The sequence below is a fragment of the Pseudomonas sp. GW821-FHT05H12 genome, from assembly GCF_059419385.1.
Genome location: NZ_JBWKRS010000014.1, coordinates 70,418 through 88,868, shown reverse-complemented (window position 1 = coordinate 88,868; position 18,451 = coordinate 70,418). Strand labels below are relative to the sequence as shown.

Below are 18,451 nucleotides of genomic sequence, written 5' to 3'. Positions count from 1 at the left end.
TCAGAACGAATAGTTGATGCCAGTGCCGACGGCGCTGATGGTGGTGCCCGCGCCGGGCGAATAACCGCTGGCCGCCGTGACGCCGGTAAGGGCGAAGTTGTAGTTGGCCAGGGAGTTGTTCTTCAGCAGCACGTACTGGGTGAACAGGTCGATGCGCTTGGTCAGCTTGTAGTTGGCGCCGATGGCGTACTGGGTGGCGCCCATGCCGTGGGTGTCGCACTCCACCGGGGTGGCGCGGATCATCTCGCATTTGCCGGGCAAGGCCTTGCCGTAGCTGGCCTTCAGGGTCCAGGGGCCGATCTTGTGGGATGCGCCCAGCAGGTAGGCCCGACGGCGATACTTGGAAAGGTCGCTGGTGGTGGTGCTGGTGTTGATCACGCCGTCTTCGGAATAGGACAGGTCATCGGCGATCAGCGACAGCTTGGTCGCGCCAAAGTCGTAGGCCAGCCCGTAGCGGAAACTGAAATCATCCGACGAGGTGCCATCGGTGACGTGGGTACTGCTGCCAAGCCCGCGCGCGTTGCGCCCAAGATCCGCAATGCCGAAGTAGTTGATGTGCCGTTCGGTGGCGAACACCGCCGTGAAGCCGCCGTTGTTGTAGGTCAGGCTGCTGCCGTAGACATAGCCTTTGTCCACATCACTGGCGGCGCTCATGCCGTTGTTCGAATAGGCCAGTTTGAGTTGCAGGCCGTTCCACTCCGGCGTCCAGTATTCCACCACGCCGGCCTGGCGGCGGTTGAACGCCGCGTCGCCATTCACCGCTGTGTCGTTGTAGCTCTGCGGGCCGTTGACGTTGGTCGACAGGCCGGCGCTGAAGCCCGGCGAGCCGATGATGTTGAAGTACGCCGCACTGGTCTTGCCGTTGAACGGGTCCAGGGTGGTGGTGGACTCCTTCATCGGCATGTCCCACACGCCATACAGCAACGTGCCGTAGTCGGTGTTATTGAACGCCGCACCGGTGTTGCGCAGTTTGGTGCTCGGCGACGCCGACGGGTTCACCGACTTGTCGTTGCTCGCGGTGTAGTTCATCGAGATGCCGTATTCCAGTTGCCACAGCAGCTTCCAGTCATCGGTGAGGCCATAACCACCGTGCACGCCGAGGGCGGACACGTTGTCGCGGGCGCGCCAGAAGCTCGCCATGTTGCGCCCGTTCGGCGTGGCCAGGCGGCTCTGGTCAGCCGGTGCTGCCGGGGTGGAGCCGTGGCGATCGACGTATTCTGGGACGATGCCGAAGTTGCCGTAGATGACGGTGTCGGTCTCGGCCACTTCGAAGTCTTCACCCTTGGAGCCGATGTCGCTGGCCAGCCCGGCGAACGCCTGGGGCGAACCGGAAATCGAGAACCACAAGCGCTTGGCCGCACGGTCATCGCTGGTGGGGTCGGCTCCCGGGGAGAACGCCAGGCTGGTGTTCATCACCAGGTCGCGGTGATAGAGGTTCAGGCCCACGCCGTAGCCGTAGCGCGTGAGGGTGTTTTCACTGGCGTCCCACGGGTTCTTGTTGACCGTGACCTTGCCCGCATCGGCAAACAACGTGCCCTCGGCGATGGCGCCGTTGAAGCGCCCGAGGTATTTGCGCAGTTCCAGGCGGCCGAGCACGCCTTCATCGCCGGCCACTTCACCGACAGGATAGGCGCGCACACCGTTCGGCCCGCCGAGGCTGAGTTTTTCCGAGGAGTCGAGGTTCTTGTCGGCCCACTGCCCGGTCACCGAGCCAAACAGCGAGTAGCCATTGCCCAGGTATTGCAGGCGGCTGAAGCTCAGGTTGGCCTTCTTGTAGTGCCCGGCAGCGTTGGCGGTGAGCGCATCCAACGCGGCGTCGGCAGGCGTTTTCTTGTCCAGGTCACCAATGCCGTAGGCCAGGCTCCAGGTGTTGCTGCCTTGCCAGTCATCGCGCCAGTTGCCGTACAGCGTGGCGCTGCGAAACACCGCCGACTTGTTCACGGTAAAACCACCGGCGGAGTCTTCGAAGCGCCGGTGATCTTCGGCCAGGTTGAAGCTGATATTGCTGTCACGCGAACGCAGCAGCGAGCTGTTGATGAACACCGAAGACACCTGCGCGGTGCCGTCGGCATCCAGGCCCTTGAGGTTCTTGCCGATGCTGTATTCCAGCTCGGCGTAGTTGGCGCCCACCGAGATCCCGGTGGCGCCCAGCGGTTGCTGGTAACCGATGCCCTTGATGTTCAGGCCTTCGAAGGAGTTCTGCGAAGTGGCGGTAAAACTGTCGCCAAGGCCCAGGGCGTCGTTGAGGCTGACGCTGGAAGTCAGGCGGTTGCTGCCGGTGTAGTAGTTGCCGTAGTTATCGATGGCGGCGCGGGCGGTCCAGGCGGTCATTTCGCTGAGCTTGAGCACGATGTCGGCGGCGCCGGGCTGCTGCGACGGCCGCAGGATCGCGTGCACGGCCACGCCGGTGATGTCCGACAGGCGCAGCAGCACGCGCTCCAGGTCCTGCTCACGGATGATGGTGCCGGAGGGCAGCGCATGGATGAACTGCTGCTGCACTTCGGGGCGCAGACGCACATTGGCGTCCGGCAATGCGCTGACCTGGCCGATCACGCCCTCGGAGACACCGATGGTTACCTGGCCATGTTGAATGTCCTGGGCTGGCAGATAGGCCCGCGCCACCAGGTACCCCCGCGCCCGGTACAGCGCGGTGACCTGCGCGGCGGCGTCACGCAGGCCATCCAGGTTGAGGGTCTTGCCGGCGTAGGGCAGCAGCACCGGTTGCAACTGGGCATCGCTGAGTTCGCGGTTGCCGGTGACCACGAAGCGCTTGACCTGCACTTGCACCGTCGAGTTGCCCGCTTTGGGCACTGGCGTGTCGTCCTGGCTTTCGATGCGCACACTGCCGGGAGCGGCCGGCTGGGCATTGTCGGTGGGGCGCAGCACCGAGCGGCTGTTATCGAACAGAGTGCCCGACGACGGCAGCGTGTCAGCCTGGGCCTGGGCAGCGATCAGGGCGGCGGCCAGCAGCGACAATGCGCCAGGCCCCCAGGCGCGTGGCACCCGGGCAGTGGGGAGAGTTGGGCTCATACAGTTCTCTTATTGTTTTTATCGAGACGCAGCGTTGGGCAAACAGCGTGGAGCTCAGGGAAACAGCATTCGCGCCACCGCCTTGTCACCCAAGAGGCGCGCCGCGTTGTGGCCGATACCGGGAATCGTGTGCTGGGGATGGCGCAAGGGGATCTGCCATTGGTTCGACAAGAACTGCTCGTAGCTGACGAAATTCAATTGCCGATCAAGCCGGGTGTCGCCCTGGTAATTGGCCCCGCAGGAGCTGTCGAGCACACGGCTGGTGGGGTTGTTGTCCTGGGCACCGACCAGGTAGGTGATATCGCGCGCGGCATAGCGGGCAAACACTTGGCGGTTCGTCAGGTGCTGGTTCTGCAGGTAGGCGGGCGCATTGTCGAGGCCATAGCGATAGCGGCTGTAGCTGGGGCACATGATGCTCACCACCGGCTTGAACACGCCGTCCTGCAAACGGTTTTCGTCGAAGTACACGTAGCTCGAGGGGCTGGCGACCACGTAGCGGATCGTCAGGCCGTGGGCCTTGAGGCTGGCGTCGAGGTCATTCATCACCGCGTAGCGTTGCATCAGTTGCGCGCCGGCCGAATGGCTGACCATCACGATTTCCTTGAGCGCCGGGTATCGCTGGCGATCGGACAGGTAGCCGACCACATCGTCGAGCACCTGGAAGGCTGGAATGCCTTTGCGCCCGAACTGCGATTCGATGCCGTGCATCCACTTGTCCCGTGGCCACAGCGGCATGTCATTGCTCACGCCTGAATCGGTGGGGGTGAGGAAATTCGGCGCCAGCAACAAGGTGGTGGTGCTCGGCAGACGGGCGTTGCCCAGCAGCTTGCGACCGGTGTTGAAGTACTGGTCGGCGTCACGCTGCACGCCGTGCAAAATCACCACCGCACGCTCCAGGGTCTTGGGCGGGTTGTAGAGGTCGGCGTTGGCGTAGATCGGGAACGGGTAGGCGCTGTCATCGTGGCCCAGGCGCAGGACCTGGCGGGCATCGGCTTCAGGCTTGTCGACGCCTTCGCTGTGCACGTCGACCTTGGCGCAACTGCTCAGGGTGCCCATCAGGGCGAGGGACGCCAAAACGGCGGTGAAGGGTTTCAGGGCGGTGGGCAGGCTTATGAACATGACCGGGCACTTCTCTTGTTTTTTTAAGAGCCTATCAGTGCTGTCCACCTATTAAAAATATCTAAATAACGGGGTTTGGATACTTAAAAAATATGCCTATCAGGCGCCCAGCACACGCCCTACCCGCTCGCGGATCAGCCCCCAGGCTTCGGGGTTCAGCAGATGGGGCGGGCGCTCGCCACGCAGCAACGCCGCGATCTGCGCCGCCGATGAACGCGCCACATTGCGCCGCCCACCGTGGGTGACGCCTGCCGTGTGAAACGTCGCGACCACATTGGGCAAGGTCATCAGCGGTGCATCCCGGGGCGGGGGTTCGCAGGCCCACACATCCAGCCCGGCGCCGCTCAAATGGCCGTTCTTGAGGGCCACGTACAACGCCGCTTCATCATGGATGCCACCCCGGGCAGTCGAGAGGAATACCGCCCCCCGCTTCATCGCGGCGAACTGCTCGGCGCCCATCAAGTGGCGAGTGCTGGCATCCAGCGGGCAATGCAGGGACACAACATCACTGCGCCGCAACAGCTCGGCCAAGGTCACCGGCTGCGCGCCATGGGCCTGCATCTGCTCATCGCGCAGGTGGGGGTCGTAGGCCAGCACTTCCAGGCCAAAACCGCGAGCGATGGTCGCCACGCGCCGACCGATTTCCCCCAAGCCGATCAGGCCGAGGGTGCGCCCATGGATCTCTTCGCCCATCAGGTCTTCGCGACTGAAACCCGTGGCGTGGCGCAGGGTGTTGTGGGACTCGACGATGCGCTTGACCACCGCCAGCAGCAGGCCAAAGGTGTGCTCGGCCACCGAGTGGGCATTGGCACCCGCCTGGTTCATCACGGCAATGCCCGCACGGCTGCAGGCGGCCACATCCACTGTGTCGAACCCCGCGCCGCCCGACGACACGCAGAGCAGTGCCGGGCACTGCTCGATCAACGCCGGGCCGGCAAACCAGTGCCTGGGCAACTCGTCCTTGGCGGCCGAGACATGGTAGGCGTGGGCCTGGCGCAAGGCGGCCAGGGTGCGTTCATCGTCGCCCTGGCGCGGCAGCACCTGCAGCGCCAGTTGGGGGGTGGCCTGGATCATTTCGTCAAAGACGGGGTTGATCCAGAAATCTAGGCGACACACCTGCATCACTCGGTTCATCCGGGCTCCTAGGATTGTGGGTTGGCAGCAGTTGAAGGGCGTGGTTCGACCATGGTGAGCACGATGGCGAAGGTGATCAGCGAGCTCACGCCGAGAAAACCAAACACGTAGTCCCAATTGAAATGATCGAGCAACAAGCCGACCACGAACGGCGTGAAGGCACCGCCCAGGGAACCGCCGGTATTGACGATGGACGCGGCAAACGGCACACGCTCCTTGGTGGCCAGGCCCATGGGGTACACCAGGAACGTGGAGTAGCCGATGTTGAGCAGGATGCCCGCCAGCAGGAACACCGCCGACAACAGCACGGGGTCGCTGGGCGCGTTGAGCAGCACGACCATCATCAGCACCGTGGCCAGCGAACCGATCAGCATCGCCGGTTTGCGCCGACGGTCGAACACCCGGTCCGAGAGCCAGCCGCCCAGCAGGTTGCCGATGATCGCGCCAACCCACGGCGCGGAGGCCACCATGCCCATCTTCAGCACCGAGTACTGTTTGACGGTGATCAGGTAAGTGGGCACCCAGGTCATGATCGAATAGGTAATGCCCACCATCAGGAAGTAGCCCATGGCACAGGCCCACACGTTCCATGAGGCGAGGATGCTTTTGTTGTCGGCCAGCAGCGGCACCTGGCGGGTGCGGATCAGCCGGTCGAACCACGCCGGGATACGCACCATCGGCTGGACCGAGGCCGCGCCCTGGGCTTGGCTGCCCTGGATATGCTGCAACTCGCTGGCCGAACAGTGCGGGCTGTCGGCCGGATCGTCCTTGACCAGCCACCACCACAACAGGGCCACGAAGAACCCCGGGATAGCGAAGAAAAAGAACACTTCGCGCCAGCCGTACAGGTGCACGATGTAGGCACACAGCGGCGGCACGATGGCCGGCGCCACCTTGATCGACGACATGAAGATGCCCGTGGCCAGGCCCTTTTCGCTCGGCGGAAACCAGCGGTTGATGATCGACACGATGCCGATGTTGATCGGCCCTTCCGCCGCCCCCAGCAACGCCCGCGCCAGCTTGAGCTGCAGCACGCTGGAGGTGAAGCCGATGAGCAAGGTGGCCAGGGAGGTCAGGACCAGCGAACCGGTCAGCAGCTGGCGGATGCCGTAGCGGCCGAACAGGTAGCCGGCGGGGATCTGCACGATGGCGTAGGTCAGGTAGAACAGGCTCGCCAGGGCGCCGATGTCGGTGTTGCTCAGGTGGTATTCCTGCTTGATGAAGGGCACCACCACGCCGATGTTGGCACGGTCGGCACCGGCCACCATGTAGGCCAGGAAAAACAGCGCCGCCACGACCCAGCGGAAACGGCTGGTGGATTTGGAGTCAGCTTTCATTTCTTCACCGATCTTTCTTGGAGTTATGGTCGGTACGCCGTGAAGAAACCCTCACGCCAGTAGGCCGTGAGCGGGATAGTGCCGAGGAAATTTAAGTAGACATAGAGATATTCCGTGAACTAAAAACATTCCAAAACCAGATGGAATTCATCCTGTGCCTACCTTCAAACAGCTGGAAGCGCTGATTGCCGTGGTCGACCACGGCACCTTCGACGGTGCGGCCAATCGCCTGGGCCAGGTGCAGTCGGCCATTTCCCGGCAGATCCAGGAACTGGAGCACTGGCTGGGGTTTGCGCTGTTCGACCGCAGCGGCCGTGGCGCCCGGCTCACCGCGCTGGCCGCACCGGTGGTGGCCCAGGCCCGCGACGTGCTGTTGCAGCGCGACATCGTCAACAGTTGCCTGATCAGCCCGCAGGTGCTCAGCCGTAGGTTGCGCATCGGCATCACCGAACTCAGCGCCCTGACCTGGCTGCCGCGCTTGATCAAGGCGGTTTCCAGCCATTACCCCAAGGTGCGCATCGAGCCGGAGGTCGACCTCAGCGTGCGCCTGCATGGGTTGCTGATGGCCGGCCAGGTCGATGTGATCGTGGTGCCGGATGCGTTCAGCAGCAATGGCCTGATCAAGGTGGCACTCGATGAGGTGCGCAACAACTGGTTCTGCGCGCCGGGCGTACTCGATCACCAGCAGCCCCTGAGCCTGGAAGATTTGAGCCATTGCACCCTGCTCGCCCAGGGCCGGCTGTCGGGCTCCGGCCTGCTGGTGGACAGCTGGCTCGCCACGCACCAGGCCAGCCCCAGCGCGCACATCCCGTGCAGCAGCCTGGCGGCCCTGATCGGCCTGACCGTGTCCGGCCTGGGCGTGACCTACCTGCCCGACATCACCGCCGCGCCCTACTTGCTCAATGGGCAGTTGGTGAAGCTCGACGTGAGGCCGCCGCTGCCCACCACACCCTATGTGGCGCTGGCGCGGGCCGACAGCTACAGCCCGTTTCACCGGCATGTGATGGAACTGCTCGGCGAGCACTGCGACCTGCAACAAGCTTATGGGCGCCCGGCATGATCAACATCAAGCAGATCGAAACCTTTTACTGGACCCTCAAGCTCGGCACCTTGCAGCGGGCCGCCACGCGCCTGTTCATCACCCAGTCTGCCGCCACCAAGCGCCTGCAGGAACTGGAAAAACAAGCTTGCCTGCCGCTGTTCGAACTCGGCAGCCACAAGGTGCAACTGAGCCCCAAGGGTGCCGAATTGCTGGAGGCCAGCGAAGGCCTGATCGCCAGCCTGGCCCAGCTGGACGCCTTGCGCGGCGCCGCCCACCAGGTACCGCGCGCCGTGCGCATGGGGTTGACGGAGCTGGTAACCATCACCTGGTTCACCGACTTCGTTGCGCGCACCAAGGCCCAGCTGCCGGACATCACCCTGCACCCGGACGTGGACCTGTCCGCACGCCTGCAACGCAAGCTGCTCGACGGTGACCTGGACCTGGTCGTGATCCCGCAGGACTACGTCACCGCCGCCATGGCCTCAATCCCGCTGCAATCGATCACCTTCACCTGGCTGGCACCGCCGCACCTGTTCCCCGAAGGCACCACGCTGTCCCTCAAACAACTGGCGCTGTGGCCGATCATCGTGCAAGGCCCGGACTCGGGGATCACCCAGCGCTGCGAGCAGCTGTTTGCCCAGGAGGGTATCGAGTTCAACCACGTGTACGGCAGCAACAGCCTGTTCGCGCTGCTGGCGTTGATCCGTGCGGGGGTAGGCATCAGCTGTTTGCCCAGGGGTTTGTTTGTGGAAGAGATCGAACGCGGGGAATTTCAGGAAGTGACGCTTGAGGTGCCACCGGCGGCGGTGAACTATCACCTGGCGTTTCTCAAACATGGGCGCACTGCGCTGATTGACACCCTGGCCGACCTGGCGCGCCAGTCGACCCAGGGCGATGCCAGCCGTTAGAGCAACAACCGCGAGAAATCGCAGCAGGCCTGGGCCATCTGCGCCACGTCCTGGTTCAAGCCGAACTGGCGATCGACCCGGTGCAACGCCACATAACGCACGCTCGGCAATTCCGGTTCGGTGACCAACGCCCGCAGTGAACCTTGTTCGATCAGATGGGACAGGCACGCCTTGGGCAGGTAGCTCACGCCAATCCCCGACAGCGCCAAGCCCACCTGCACCAACAGGTTGTGGCTGGTGAGCGTGCGCGGCATCTGCACGTTATGGGTGGCCATCCAGCGCTCATAGATCAAGCCGGTGCCCGACTGCGAGCCCTGGGTGAGCACGGTGTAGCTGGCCAGGGTTTCCAGGCTGACCGGGTCGGCGTCAGGGATCAGCCCGGGCGAGCAGATCCAGGCGTTGTCCACGCTTTGCAGCGGGGTGCTGTGAAAGCGTGAGTCGCTGTAGGCGTCGGGCACGATCACCAGGTCCAGTTGATCGCTTTCCAGTTTGCGGAACAGTTCGCTGCTGAGTTCCACCGACGGTTCGATCTGCACCTTCGGGTACGCCTGACGCAGCGCCTCCACCAGGGCCGGCAGCCAGGTCAGCGCAGTCAGCTCGGTGACCCCGAGGCGAAACCGGCGCACCAGCACGTTGCGCGCGCTGACCCGTTCGAGCAACTGGTCGCGGCTGTTGAGCAGGTCGCGGGCGTAGTCGAGCAGTTCGCCGCCCTTTTCGGTCAGCCGCGCATTGCGCTTGCTGCGGTCGAAAATCTCCACATCGAAGGTTTCTTCCAGCTCCTGGATGCGCTTGGAGATTGCCGACTGCGACATGTTCAGCTTGTTCGCCGCCGCTTCGAAGCTGCCCAGTTCGGCAATCCAGTAGAGCGCGTCGATTTGCTTGAAGGTGATCATGCCGGCCAACTCATGATAAAAAGCGATGCTAACACATCATAAAATATCGCTAAAACTGTCCGTTCATCGCTCCTAAGATTTGGCCATAGCCCGTCGCTATCCAACGATTCTGGAGATTTGCCATGTCCTTGCCCGGTTCCCGCATCCTTCCCAACGCACCGATGGCCCCGGCCGAACTGGTGGAGGCGTTCGCCCACGTGGTCACGCCGCACATCAGCGACAACCTGGGCCGGCACATCGGCGCCCGTGGCCTGACGCGCTACAACCGCACCGGCAAGCTGGTGGGCACGGCGATCACCGTAAAGACCCGCCCCGGCGACAACCTGCTGATCTACAAAGCCATGAGCATGATGCAACCCGGCCACGTGCTGGTGGTGGACGGCCAGGGCGACACCAACAACGCGGTGATCGGCGAACTGGTCAAGCTCTACGCCCAGCAACGCGGCTGCGTCGGGTTTGTGATCGACGGTGCGATCCGCGACGTCGCCAGCTTCGACGACACGCCCTGCTACGCCCGTGCGGTGGTGCACACCGGCCCTTACAAGACTGGCCCCGGCGAGGTGAACGTGCCGGTGTCCATCGGCGGCATGCTGATCAACCCGGGCGACCTGCTTGTGGGCGATGAAGATGGCCTGGTGGCGTTCTCCCAGGCCGATGCCGCCGAAGTGCTGCGCCGCGCCGGGCAACACGCCGAGCATGAAGAAGCGGTGAAAGCCGAAATCGCCACCGGCGCGGTGCGCCAGAGTTGGATCGACAAGGTGCTGGCCAACGCCGGCCTGGCGGACTGAAGGACACCCTGATGAGCACTGCATTTCTTTCCGACCGCGTTTTGGGCATTGCGCCCTCCCCCAGCGTTGCCGCCAATGCCCTGGTGAGCGAGCTGCGCGCCGAGGGCCGTGACATCGTCAACTTCACCGTGGGCGAGCCGGACTTCGACACCCCGCCGCACATCCTGCAAGCGGCCAGCCTGGCGATGCACAGTGGCGACACCCACTACACGCCGACCACCGGCACCCTGGCCCTGCGCCGGGCCATCTGCCTGAAGCTCGCCCGGGACAATGGCCTGGTCTACGGCTTGGACGAAGTCGTGGCCGGCTGCGGCGGCAAGCACATCATCTATCACGCGCTGGCCGCCACCCTGAACCGTGGCGACGAAGTGATCGTGCACACGCCGTATTGGGTGTCCTACCCGGACATCGCGCGCCTCAACGATGCCACGCCGGTGATCATCCCCGGCGATGAAAGCCTGAGCTTCAAACTCGCGCCCGACACCCTGGAGCAGGCGATCACCCCACGCACCAAATGGGTGATCCTCAATAGCCCCAACAACCCCAGCGGCGCGGTGTACAGCGAGGCCGAACTGAAGGCGCTGGCCGACGTGCTGCGGCGCCATCCCCATGTGCTGGTCATGGCCGATGAGATCTACGAGCACTTTGTCTACGGCGACGCCCGGCATGTACCGTTGACGCGCCTGGCGCCCGACCTCAAGCCGCGCACGCTGATCGTCAACGGCGCGTCCAAGGGCTACGCCATGACCGGTTGGCGCCTGGGGTTTGGGGCCGGCCCGGCGTGGTTGATCTCGGCCATCGCCAAGCTGCTGTCGCAAACCACCACCTGCCCCAGCTCCCTGAGCCAGGCCGCCGCTGTGGCCGCCTTTGCCGGCGAGCAGGCCCCCATCGCCGACATGCGTGCGCAGTACCAGCAACGCCGTGCGCACATGCTGGGCTTGCTGGCGGACATTCCCGGGGTGAGCTGCACCCCACCGGACGGTGCGTTCTACGTGTTCGTCAATGTGAGCGCGTTGATGGGCAAGCTCACCCCGGCGGGCGACCGCCTGGAGGACGACACGCAACTGGTGGATTACCTGCTGCGTGACTACGGCCTGGCCACGGTCAGCGGCGCGGCCTACGGCATGTCGCCGTATGTACGCTTGTCGTTTGCCAGCGCCCTGGACGTGATCGAAGAAGGATGCCGTCGTCTCAAAGACGCATGCCACGACCTGCGCTGACGGCTTCCCGCTGCACCCGGCGGCCGACCGCGGCCGCCTTTCGACTGCCTAGAACAACAACTTAAAAAATCATTGATCGCAAATGAGGCATTCCTATGCACACGCCCCGCATCGCGCTGGTCTGGCAAATCGTTATCGGCTTGCTCACCGGCATCGCCATCGGCGCCCTGTTGCACCGCTTTCCCGAGTCCCGCCCATGGCTGGTGGACAACGTGCTGCAACCGGCGGGCGACATTTTTATCAAGCTGATGAAGATGATCGTCGTGCCGATCGTGTTTTCCTGCATGGTGGTGGGCATTGCCGGGCACGGTGACGGCAAATCCCTGGGCCGCATCGGGGTCAGGTCCCTGGGCTATTTCTTCTGCATCACCACCCTGGCGATCATCGTCGGGCTGGTGCTGGGCAACCTGCTCAAGCCCGGCGCCGGCACCGAGCTTTCCAGCCTGCACGCCGCCACTATCAGCCTGCCCACCAGCAGCGGCGCCGGGCATAGCCTGGGCCAGATCATCGTCGGGATCATCCCCGACAACGTGATCAGCGCCATGGCCCAGGGCAGCCTGTTGTCGGTGCTGTTCTTTGCGGTGATGTTCGGCCTGGGCGTGTCGCGTTTGCCCGCCGAACGCAAAGACCCGGTGATCGCGCTGTTGCGTGGGGTCAGCGATGCAATGTTCAAGGTCACCTCGATGATCATGGCCTACTCACCGATTGGCGTGTTCGGCATGATCGCGGTGACCGTGGCCAACTTCGGGTTTGGCTCGTTGCTGCCGTTGGCCAAGCTGATCCTTGTGAGCTACGTGTCCATCGTGTTTTTTGTGCTGGTGGTGCTGAACCTGATTGCACGGATGTTCGGGATCAACCTGTTTGCCTTGATGCGCCATATCAAGGACGAACTGGCCCTGGCCTTCTCCACCGCCAGCTCGGCCGCGGTGATGCCACAGCTGATGAAAAAGCTCGAAACCTACGGCGTGCCACCCTCGCTGGTGAGTTTTGTAGTGCCGGTGGGTTACTCGTTCAACCTGGACGGCGCCTCGTTGTTCCTGGGCATCGGCACGTTGTTTGTCGCGCAGCTCTACGGTATCGACCTGAGCCTGGGCGACCAGGCCTTGCTGGTGGTGACCATGGTGCTCACCTCCAAAGGTGCAGCCGGGGTGCCGGGCTTCATGTTCGTGATTCTTTCGGCCACCCTGGCCAGCGCCGGCCTGCCGTTGGAAGGCATTGCGTTTATCGCCGGTGTGTACCGCTTGATGGAAATGCCCACCACGGCGTTGAACGTGCTGGGCAATGCGTTGGCGCCGTTGGTGATTGCCAAGTGGGAGGGGCATGAACGTCAACCGGTCATAGAGGCAGCGCCTGTACGACGGGGATAAGGACGCAACGCCTATCGAGCAACGCTCACCTGTGACAGCCGGATGCACTGGCGCGCGAGGATCGTGGTGGGGTCCACCAGCGCCACGCGGTGACCGTTGATCTCGAAAGCCTCGCTGTGGGCCAGTACCAACGGCAACTCGGTGCAGCCAAGGATCAACACCTTCGCCCCCTGCTCACACAAGTGCTCGGCCGCCAGCAGCAATTGCTCGCGGCAGATGCCGTCGGTAAACCCCGCCTTGATGCCCCGCTCACCGTAGATCGCCTCCATGACGAGTGCCTGGTAATCAAAACCCGGCGTGATCAACTGCAACCCCGAACGCCGTGCCGCGTGGTGATAGACCTGGCTTTGCACCGTGCCGGAGGTGGCCAGCAGCCCGACCGCCTGGCCACTGCCGTAGTGCTGCGCGATCCACTCCACGGTCTCGCTGAGCATGTTGACGATGGGCACGCGCAGGTGCGGCTGGAGGCGCTCGACAAACGCATGGGCGGTGTTGCACGGAATAGCAATGGCCTGGGCGCCGGCGCTTTCCAAGCGTTTGCAGGTGGCGTACAGAGCCAGGGTCGGGTCGGTTTCATCACGTAGCAGGTTGGCGGTGCGATCGGGAATCTGCGGGTTTTGCTCGACCACCATCTTGATATGGTCCTGGTCTTTGCCGGCCGGCGTGTGGGCGACCACCTTGCCCATGAAGTCCACGGTGGCGGCCGGGCCCACGCCGCCGACGATGCCCAGCTTGAACGGTGGTTGGCGGGCCGGGCCATCGGCCTGGGTGGCGAAGTCGGCGTAGAGCCCGTTGATGTCGAGCGCGCTGATGCCGCGCCGCTGCAAGTCGCCGCAGACCAGTGACAGTTCGGTCATGCCCGGCACGATCAGCGTGGCGCCCTGTTCTTGCAAGGACAGGCAGGCCTGGTACACGCCCTCCAGCGGCACGCCTTCCAGGTGGCCGTCCTTGATGCCGTTGACGCCGTACATCGCCTCCATCAAGGCCGTCTGTGCCTCGGCGTCGGGGTACAGCAGGTTGAAGTGCTGGCCGAGGTGTCTTTCAAACAGGCCGCAGTGGCGCACGAAGTCCGACGCAATCACGCCCAGGCGCGTGCCAGGTGTAACGCTGCGGGTGATGTGCTGGGCGAGTGCTTGCATCATGTCCAGCACGGGGATGCCCAGCTCCTGCTGGATCTCCTCGCGAAAGGTCTGGCTGGCGAAACACGGCAGCAGCACCGCGTCCACGCTGCTGTTTTCAAAGGTCTTGCACACCTGGAACACGTAGAACTTGCGCGACGTCATGCTGGCGTGGCGGTCCAGCGGCAGCAGCACGTCCTTGAACGGATGCTGCTCGAACAGGAAGTGATAGCGGCCCTGGTCCTCCAGCACTGCCCGGGACTTGACCAGCTTGTAGAACAGGTCGGCCCCGGCCAGCGAACCCAGCCCGCCGACGATGCCCAGCCGTCGCGTACTGCTCATGTGCGCACCGCCTGTGGCGCTTCGGCGGGCTCTTCTTCGGCCTCTGATTGCGCCACCACTGCCGTGGCGATGCTGTTTCCGACCACGTTGGTGGCGGTGCGGGCCATGTCGAGGAACTGGTCGATACCAATGATCAGCAGCAAGCCGGCTTCGGGCAGGTTGAACATCGGTAGGGTCGCCGCCACCACCACAACCGACGCCCGGGCGACGCCGGCCATGCCTTTGCTGGTGATCATCAGCGTGAGCAAAATCAGCAGTTGCTGGGTGAAGCTCAGGTCGATGTTGTAGGCCTGGGCGATGAACATGATCGCGAAGGCCTGGTACATCATCGAGCCGTCGAGGTTGAACGAATAGCCCAGCGGCAGCACGAAGCTGGACACGCGCTTGGGGGCGCCGAATTTCTCCAGTGCTTCCATGGTTTTGGGGTAGGCCGACTCGCTGCTGGCGGTGGAAAACGCCAAGAGGATGGGCTCGCGGATCAGCTTGCCGAGAGTGAACACCGAGCGCCCGAGGAACAAATAGCCGGCCGTGAACAGCAGCCCCCACAACAGGACGATCCCCAAGTAGAACTCAGCGATAAGCTTGGCGTAATCGGCGAGCAAGCCCAGGCCGTTGGTGGTGATCGCCGACGCAATCGCCGCGAACACACCGATCGGCGCGAAGGCCATCACGTAGTCGGTGATCTTGAACATCACCTTGGCCAGTTCATCCACGGTGTCGGTAATGCGCGTGTAACCGGCGCGCTTCACACCCGCCAGGGCAAAGCCGAAGAACAGCGAAAACACCACGATCTGCAGGATCTCGTTGTTGGCCATGGCTTCGGCGATGCTGCGCGGGAACACGTGGCTGATGAACGCCTTGAGGCTGAAGTCACCGGTATTGACCGGCACCGCCGCCGCTGCGTTTTGCACCACCTGCAGGTTCATCCCCGCACCAGGCTGGAACAGGTTGACCAGGGCCATGCCCAACAGCAACGAGACCAGCGACGCCGTCACAAACCAAAGCATCGCACGCAGGCCGATACGCCCCACCGAACGCGAACTGCCCAGGCTGGCGATGCCGCCCACCAGCGTGGCGAAGACCAGTGGCGCGATGATCATCTTGATCATGCGCAGGAAGATGTCGGTGACCATCGAGAAATACCCGGCCAGCTCCTTAGCGCCCTGCTCGCTCCCTGCAAAGTGATGACACGCCCAACCCACCAGCACGCCCAAGGCGATGCCGGCTGCAATTCGACGGGGAAGTTTGTTGTGCTTCACAGTGCTGCCCTCATGTGGTTTTTGTTGTGTGGGTGATGGGCAGAAATTCTAGGGACAGCGCCCGGGCGTCATGATGAGTAATCCGGCTAACCCCATGCGCTTTTGGAATAGTTAGCGAAAAGCCGCGCCTGGCCTGGGTGCGGCGGCATACACTCACGGCTCACACCCTGGAGACCGGGCATGCAGATCAAATGGTTGGACGACCTCTTAGCCATCGCCGAGTGGAAGAATTTCTCCCGCGCCGCCGAAGTGCGGTGCGTGACCCAATCGGCGTTGTCGCGGCGCATCCGCTCACTGGAAGAATGGGTGGGCGCCGAACTGGTCGACCGTGGCACCTACCCGGTGCAACTCACCGCCGCCGGCCAAGCCTTCTGCACCGAAAGCCGCGACGCCCTCGCCGGCTTGATGCGCCTGCGCGCCAGCCTGCGCGAAGTGGAACGCATGCCCGGGCGCTCGATCCAGGTGACGGCGGGGCACAGCCTGTCGATGACCTTCCTGCCCAAATGGCTGGCGCAGTTCCAGCGCCAGACGGAGCAGTTCAATGCGCGCGTGGTGGCCGCCAATATTCATGACGCGGTGATCGCGCTGGAGGAAGGCAGCTGCGACCTGATGATCGTCTACCACCACCCGCTGGCGCCGATCCTGCTCGACCCGCAACGCTTCGGCAGCCTGGCTTTGGGGCACGATGCTTTTATTCCGCTGTGCGCCCCGGATAAACGCGGTCGACCGCTGTACCGCTTGCCCGGAACGGCCGGCAAACCGGTGCCGCATTTGGCGTACACCGCGACGACTTTTTTGGGGCGTGTGGCTGAAATCGTGATCAAGAACGGGCCGTCACCCGTTGTGCTGGAACGCTGTTATGAGGCGGATATGGCGATGTTGTTGATGCGCATGGCCATCGAGGGCTATGGCGTGGCGTGGCTGCCGCAGAGTGCGGTGGTGGATGAATTGGAGCGTGGGGTGTTGGTAAGGGCCGGTGGGGAGGAATGGAGTACGCGGTTGGAGATTCGCTCGTATTGCGCGGTGGAGAATCAGAACCCGACGATGAGGAAGTTGTGGCGGGCGTTGGAGGGGCTCTGAATAGAGTGCGGCTGAAATCTCGTTGAAACCTCTGGTGATACGTCTTCTGGGACGCAGGTGCTTAAAAAGTACTGAGGCGCTCTAACCCGAACTTGCTAATTGCTAGCGCACTTGGAACACGAAAGTTAGTCGCGCCGGACAACTATCATGACCCATTACTATTGAAAACCAGGCTCAACTATTTCTCCATTCGAAAAGACAGAGACTATAGATCCTTCCCAGCCATAGACAATCATACCTTTATCAACATGCTCCACCTCGAATCCCGTTTCAAAACACCCTCCTTGCCCAACAATGTCAACTGACGCTCCAGGCTTAATCAGGTATTCTTCAGCCCAGGGCTCGATAATAAGCAGCATCACTGCTTCACTTCCATTGATGCAATTAATTCTCTGCATAGACTTCGCTCCCAACTGCTAACATTTCCCTGGCCAACGCAATACAATGCCGCCACCTTGAAAGATAGATTTTCTTTCAAAATCAATCATATCTAAAACTTTTTGTAATTTTTCTGGATCAGCAGCAGCACCGAAATGATAAGCCAACTTCGTAGGGGTTTCTTCAGACTTTTTCTTAACGACCCAATAAGGAATATAAAATCGTCCCTGAAGGATAACCTCTAACCAAAGCGGCTCAGCGTCTGCCACCATTTCAAAATAAGGTCCATATGTCAGATCTACACATACAAGAACCCGATTACCAGACACACTGTGAATCATACGCCCCCCTATTTTAGTTCGCGATAATCCGAATCGATCAAGTCAAGTATTGCTTGCAGCTTTTCCACATCTACCACCGGGCCAAAATAGTACTCAGCCCCTCCGAGAAACTGTAAGTCTTTGGGCTTGCCGATCCAGTAAGGTACGTAATACTTGTCATCTAGCAAGTCTTCAAGACCCATACTGTCTTCGTAGCTCGACACGCGAACATAGGGACCATACGTAGGGTGTTCGATCAGTAATATTTTTTGGCCGGTTATCGAATCAATCATGCTGCCCCCTTTCTAGCGCGTTGAGTTGGAGTATAAAACACTGTCACATATCTCTCGCACCTTCTAAAAAACACAAGTATTTTTAGTGCTACGACCCTTCAACCAAACAAATTCAAATGGATAATCTTACCCTTTGATGCCACTAATATATTCATAAGCCTGTCAAACGCTTCAGAAACAAAACCTACCTCCTCTGGGGACAGTAGCACATTCATTATCTGCTGCTCACTCGGGCAGTCATAAACATCGATAGCAATCCACCCCTTAGACCAAAAATCGACGGTTACGAGTTTGTTCAGACCTTCCAACTCAACTCTTTCAAGGTCCCCAAACTCTCCATTGGCAAACGACGAGCGCTCCAACATAAAATCATCCAACAATGACTTAATTTCATCACAAAACTGGTCAACTTGCATAAAATTCCTTATTTTTTGCTCAGGCCAACTATAAACTCGATGTTAAATTCGGGCAGACTGAATCGTAGAGTTTTATCATACTCAAGCCAGAAGCCGCCTCATTCAAAATTGTAGCGCATCCTTAAGACCGTAATGAGCGGCCGAGCCCCGGGTGCGAAGTTCAAGGCAAACAAAGCATGCATCTTCTGTAGGACTTTCTCTGTCTGGCTTCCCGACGTGGACTCGAACCAGGGACCCAATGATTAACAGTCATTTGCTGGCTGTTAGACGCACCGGGGCCACGACGAAATGTGGCGCAGAAATAGGATTGCTGCATAGCGTGGGTCGCATGAATGCGTCACGCCAGGAAAGTTAGTCGGGTTGGGCTGGCTTGTCAAAGCAGGGGGAATCAATGATCCGTAGGAAAA

17 protein-coding genes are annotated in these 18,451 nt (G+C 61.7%); 6 read left to right on the top strand and 11 right to left on the bottom strand.

Annotated elements, in window-relative coordinates; all coding sequences use genetic code 11:
- The 4 genes from AC07SU_RS14560 to AC07SU_RS14545 form a co-directional block, all read right to left on the bottom strand.
- Positions 1 to 3,030 (bottom strand): porin, encoded by a 3,030-nt coding sequence (locus AC07SU_RS14560; protein WP_494997407.1) that lies wholly within the window; start codon positions 3,028 to 3,030, stop codon positions 1 to 3.
- A 54-nt stretch (positions 3,031 to 3,084) separates the two neighbouring features.
- Entirely contained in the window at positions 3,085 to 4,149 is a 1,065-nt protein-coding gene (locus tag AC07SU_RS14555) for a hypothetical protein (protein ID WP_494997406.1), read from the bottom strand.
- A gap of 99 nt (positions 4,150 to 4,248) precedes the next feature.
- Positions 4,249 to 5,283, bottom strand: coding sequence for a hydroxyacid dehydrogenase (locus tag AC07SU_RS14550; protein ID WP_494997405.1), 1,035 nt, complete (start codon positions 5,281 to 5,283; stop codon positions 4,249 to 4,251).
- A gap of 8 nt (positions 5,284 to 5,291) precedes the next feature.
- Positions 5,292 to 6,620 carry an MFS transporter gene (locus AC07SU_RS14545; RefSeq protein ID WP_494997404.1) on the bottom strand — a complete coding sequence of 443 codons (1,329 nt, stop codon included), beginning with the start codon at positions 6,618 to 6,620 and terminating at the stop codon, positions 5,292 to 5,294.
- 154 nt (positions 6,621 to 6,774) lie between these two features.
- On the opposite strand from AC07SU_RS14545, the gene AC07SU_RS14540 reads away from it, so the two are divergent.
- Together AC07SU_RS14540 and AC07SU_RS14535 are read left to right on the top strand one after the other, a co-directional pair.
- Positions 6,775 to 7,680, top strand: coding sequence for a LysR family transcriptional regulator (locus AC07SU_RS14540; protein ID WP_494997403.1), 906 nt, complete (start codon positions 6,775 to 6,777; stop codon positions 7,678 to 7,680).
- Positions 7,677 to 8,570 carry a LysR family transcriptional regulator gene (locus AC07SU_RS14535; protein WP_494997402.1) on the top strand — a complete coding sequence of 298 codons (894 nt, stop codon included), beginning with the start codon at positions 7,677 to 7,679 and terminating at the stop codon, positions 8,568 to 8,570. The genes AC07SU_RS14540 and AC07SU_RS14535 overlap by 4 nt, the downstream gene beginning before the upstream one ends.
- Here the strand turns inward: AC07SU_RS14535 and AC07SU_RS14530 are convergent.
- The gene (locus tag AC07SU_RS14530; protein ID WP_259173921.1) at positions 8,567 to 9,463 is read right to left on the bottom strand and encodes a LysR family transcriptional regulator; all 897 of its coding nucleotides are present in this window, start codon (positions 9,461 to 9,463) and stop codon (positions 8,567 to 8,569) included. The two genes, AC07SU_RS14535 and AC07SU_RS14530, sit on opposite strands and share 4 nt — an antisense overlap.
- A 122-nt stretch (positions 9,464 to 9,585) precedes the next feature.
- Here AC07SU_RS14530 and AC07SU_RS14525 point away from each other — a divergent pair, with 122 nt between their 5' ends.
- From AC07SU_RS14525 to AC07SU_RS14515, 3 genes are all read left to right on the top strand, one after another.
- Positions 9,586 to 10,251 carry an RraA family protein gene (locus AC07SU_RS14525; protein WP_176998606.1) on the top strand — a complete coding sequence of 222 codons (666 nt, stop codon included), beginning with the start codon at positions 9,586 to 9,588 and terminating at the stop codon, positions 10,249 to 10,251.
- A gap of 11 nt (positions 10,252 to 10,262) precedes the next feature.
- Positions 10,263 to 11,471 (top strand): pyridoxal phosphate-dependent aminotransferase, encoded by a 1,209-nt coding sequence (locus tag AC07SU_RS14520; RefSeq protein ID WP_494997401.1) that lies wholly within the window; start codon positions 10,263 to 10,265, stop codon positions 11,469 to 11,471.
- Between the two features lie 95 nt (positions 11,472 to 11,566).
- Positions 11,567 to 12,838 (top strand): cation:dicarboxylate symporter family transporter, encoded by a 1,272-nt coding sequence (locus AC07SU_RS14515; RefSeq protein ID WP_494997400.1) that lies wholly within the window; start codon positions 11,567 to 11,569, stop codon positions 12,836 to 12,838.
- An 11-nt stretch (positions 12,839 to 12,849) separates the two neighbouring features.
- On the opposite strand, the gene cuyB is transcribed toward AC07SU_RS14515, so the two are convergent.
- Positions 12,850 to 14,298 carry a cysteate racemase gene (cuyB, locus tag AC07SU_RS14510; protein ID WP_494997399.1) on the bottom strand — a complete coding sequence of 483 codons (1,449 nt, stop codon included), beginning with the start codon at positions 14,296 to 14,298 and terminating at the stop codon, positions 12,850 to 12,852.
- Positions 14,295 to 15,557, bottom strand: coding sequence for a dicarboxylate/amino acid:cation symporter (locus AC07SU_RS14505; protein ID WP_494997398.1), 1,263 nt, complete (start codon positions 15,555 to 15,557; stop codon positions 14,295 to 14,297). The genes cuyB and AC07SU_RS14505 overlap by 4 nt, the downstream gene beginning before the upstream one ends.
- Positions 15,558 to 15,737: 180 nt before the next feature.
- On the opposite strand from AC07SU_RS14505, the gene AC07SU_RS14500 reads away from it, so the two are divergent.
- Positions 15,738 to 16,637 (top strand): LysR substrate-binding domain-containing protein, encoded by a 900-nt coding sequence (locus AC07SU_RS14500; RefSeq protein WP_176998601.1) that lies wholly within the window; start codon positions 15,738 to 15,740, stop codon positions 16,635 to 16,637.
- Positions 16,638 to 16,795: 158 nt separating this feature from the next.
- Here AC07SU_RS14500 and AC07SU_RS14495 read toward each other — a convergent pair whose 3' ends face one another.
- The 4 genes from AC07SU_RS14495 to AC07SU_RS14480 form a co-directional block, all read right to left on the bottom strand.
- Positions 16,796 to 17,035 (bottom strand): hypothetical protein, encoded by a 240-nt coding sequence (locus AC07SU_RS14495; protein ID WP_494997397.1) that lies wholly within the window; start codon positions 17,033 to 17,035, stop codon positions 16,796 to 16,798.
- 18 nt (positions 17,036 to 17,053) lie between these two features.
- Positions 17,054 to 17,356, bottom strand: coding sequence for a hypothetical protein (locus AC07SU_RS14490; protein WP_494997396.1), 303 nt, complete (start codon positions 17,354 to 17,356; stop codon positions 17,054 to 17,056).
- An 8-nt stretch (positions 17,357 to 17,364) separates the two neighbouring features.
- Complete coding sequence (locus AC07SU_RS14485; protein ID WP_494997395.1) at positions 17,365 to 17,628, bottom strand: hypothetical protein; 264 nt, start codon at positions 17,626 to 17,628, stop codon at positions 17,365 to 17,367.
- Between the two features lie 98 nt (positions 17,629 to 17,726).
- On the bottom strand, positions 17,727 to 18,044 hold the full coding sequence (locus tag AC07SU_RS14480; RefSeq protein WP_176998597.1) for a hypothetical protein: 318 nt from the start codon (positions 18,042 to 18,044) through the stop codon (positions 17,727 to 17,729).
- Positions 18,045 to 18,451 lie beyond the last annotated feature (407 nt).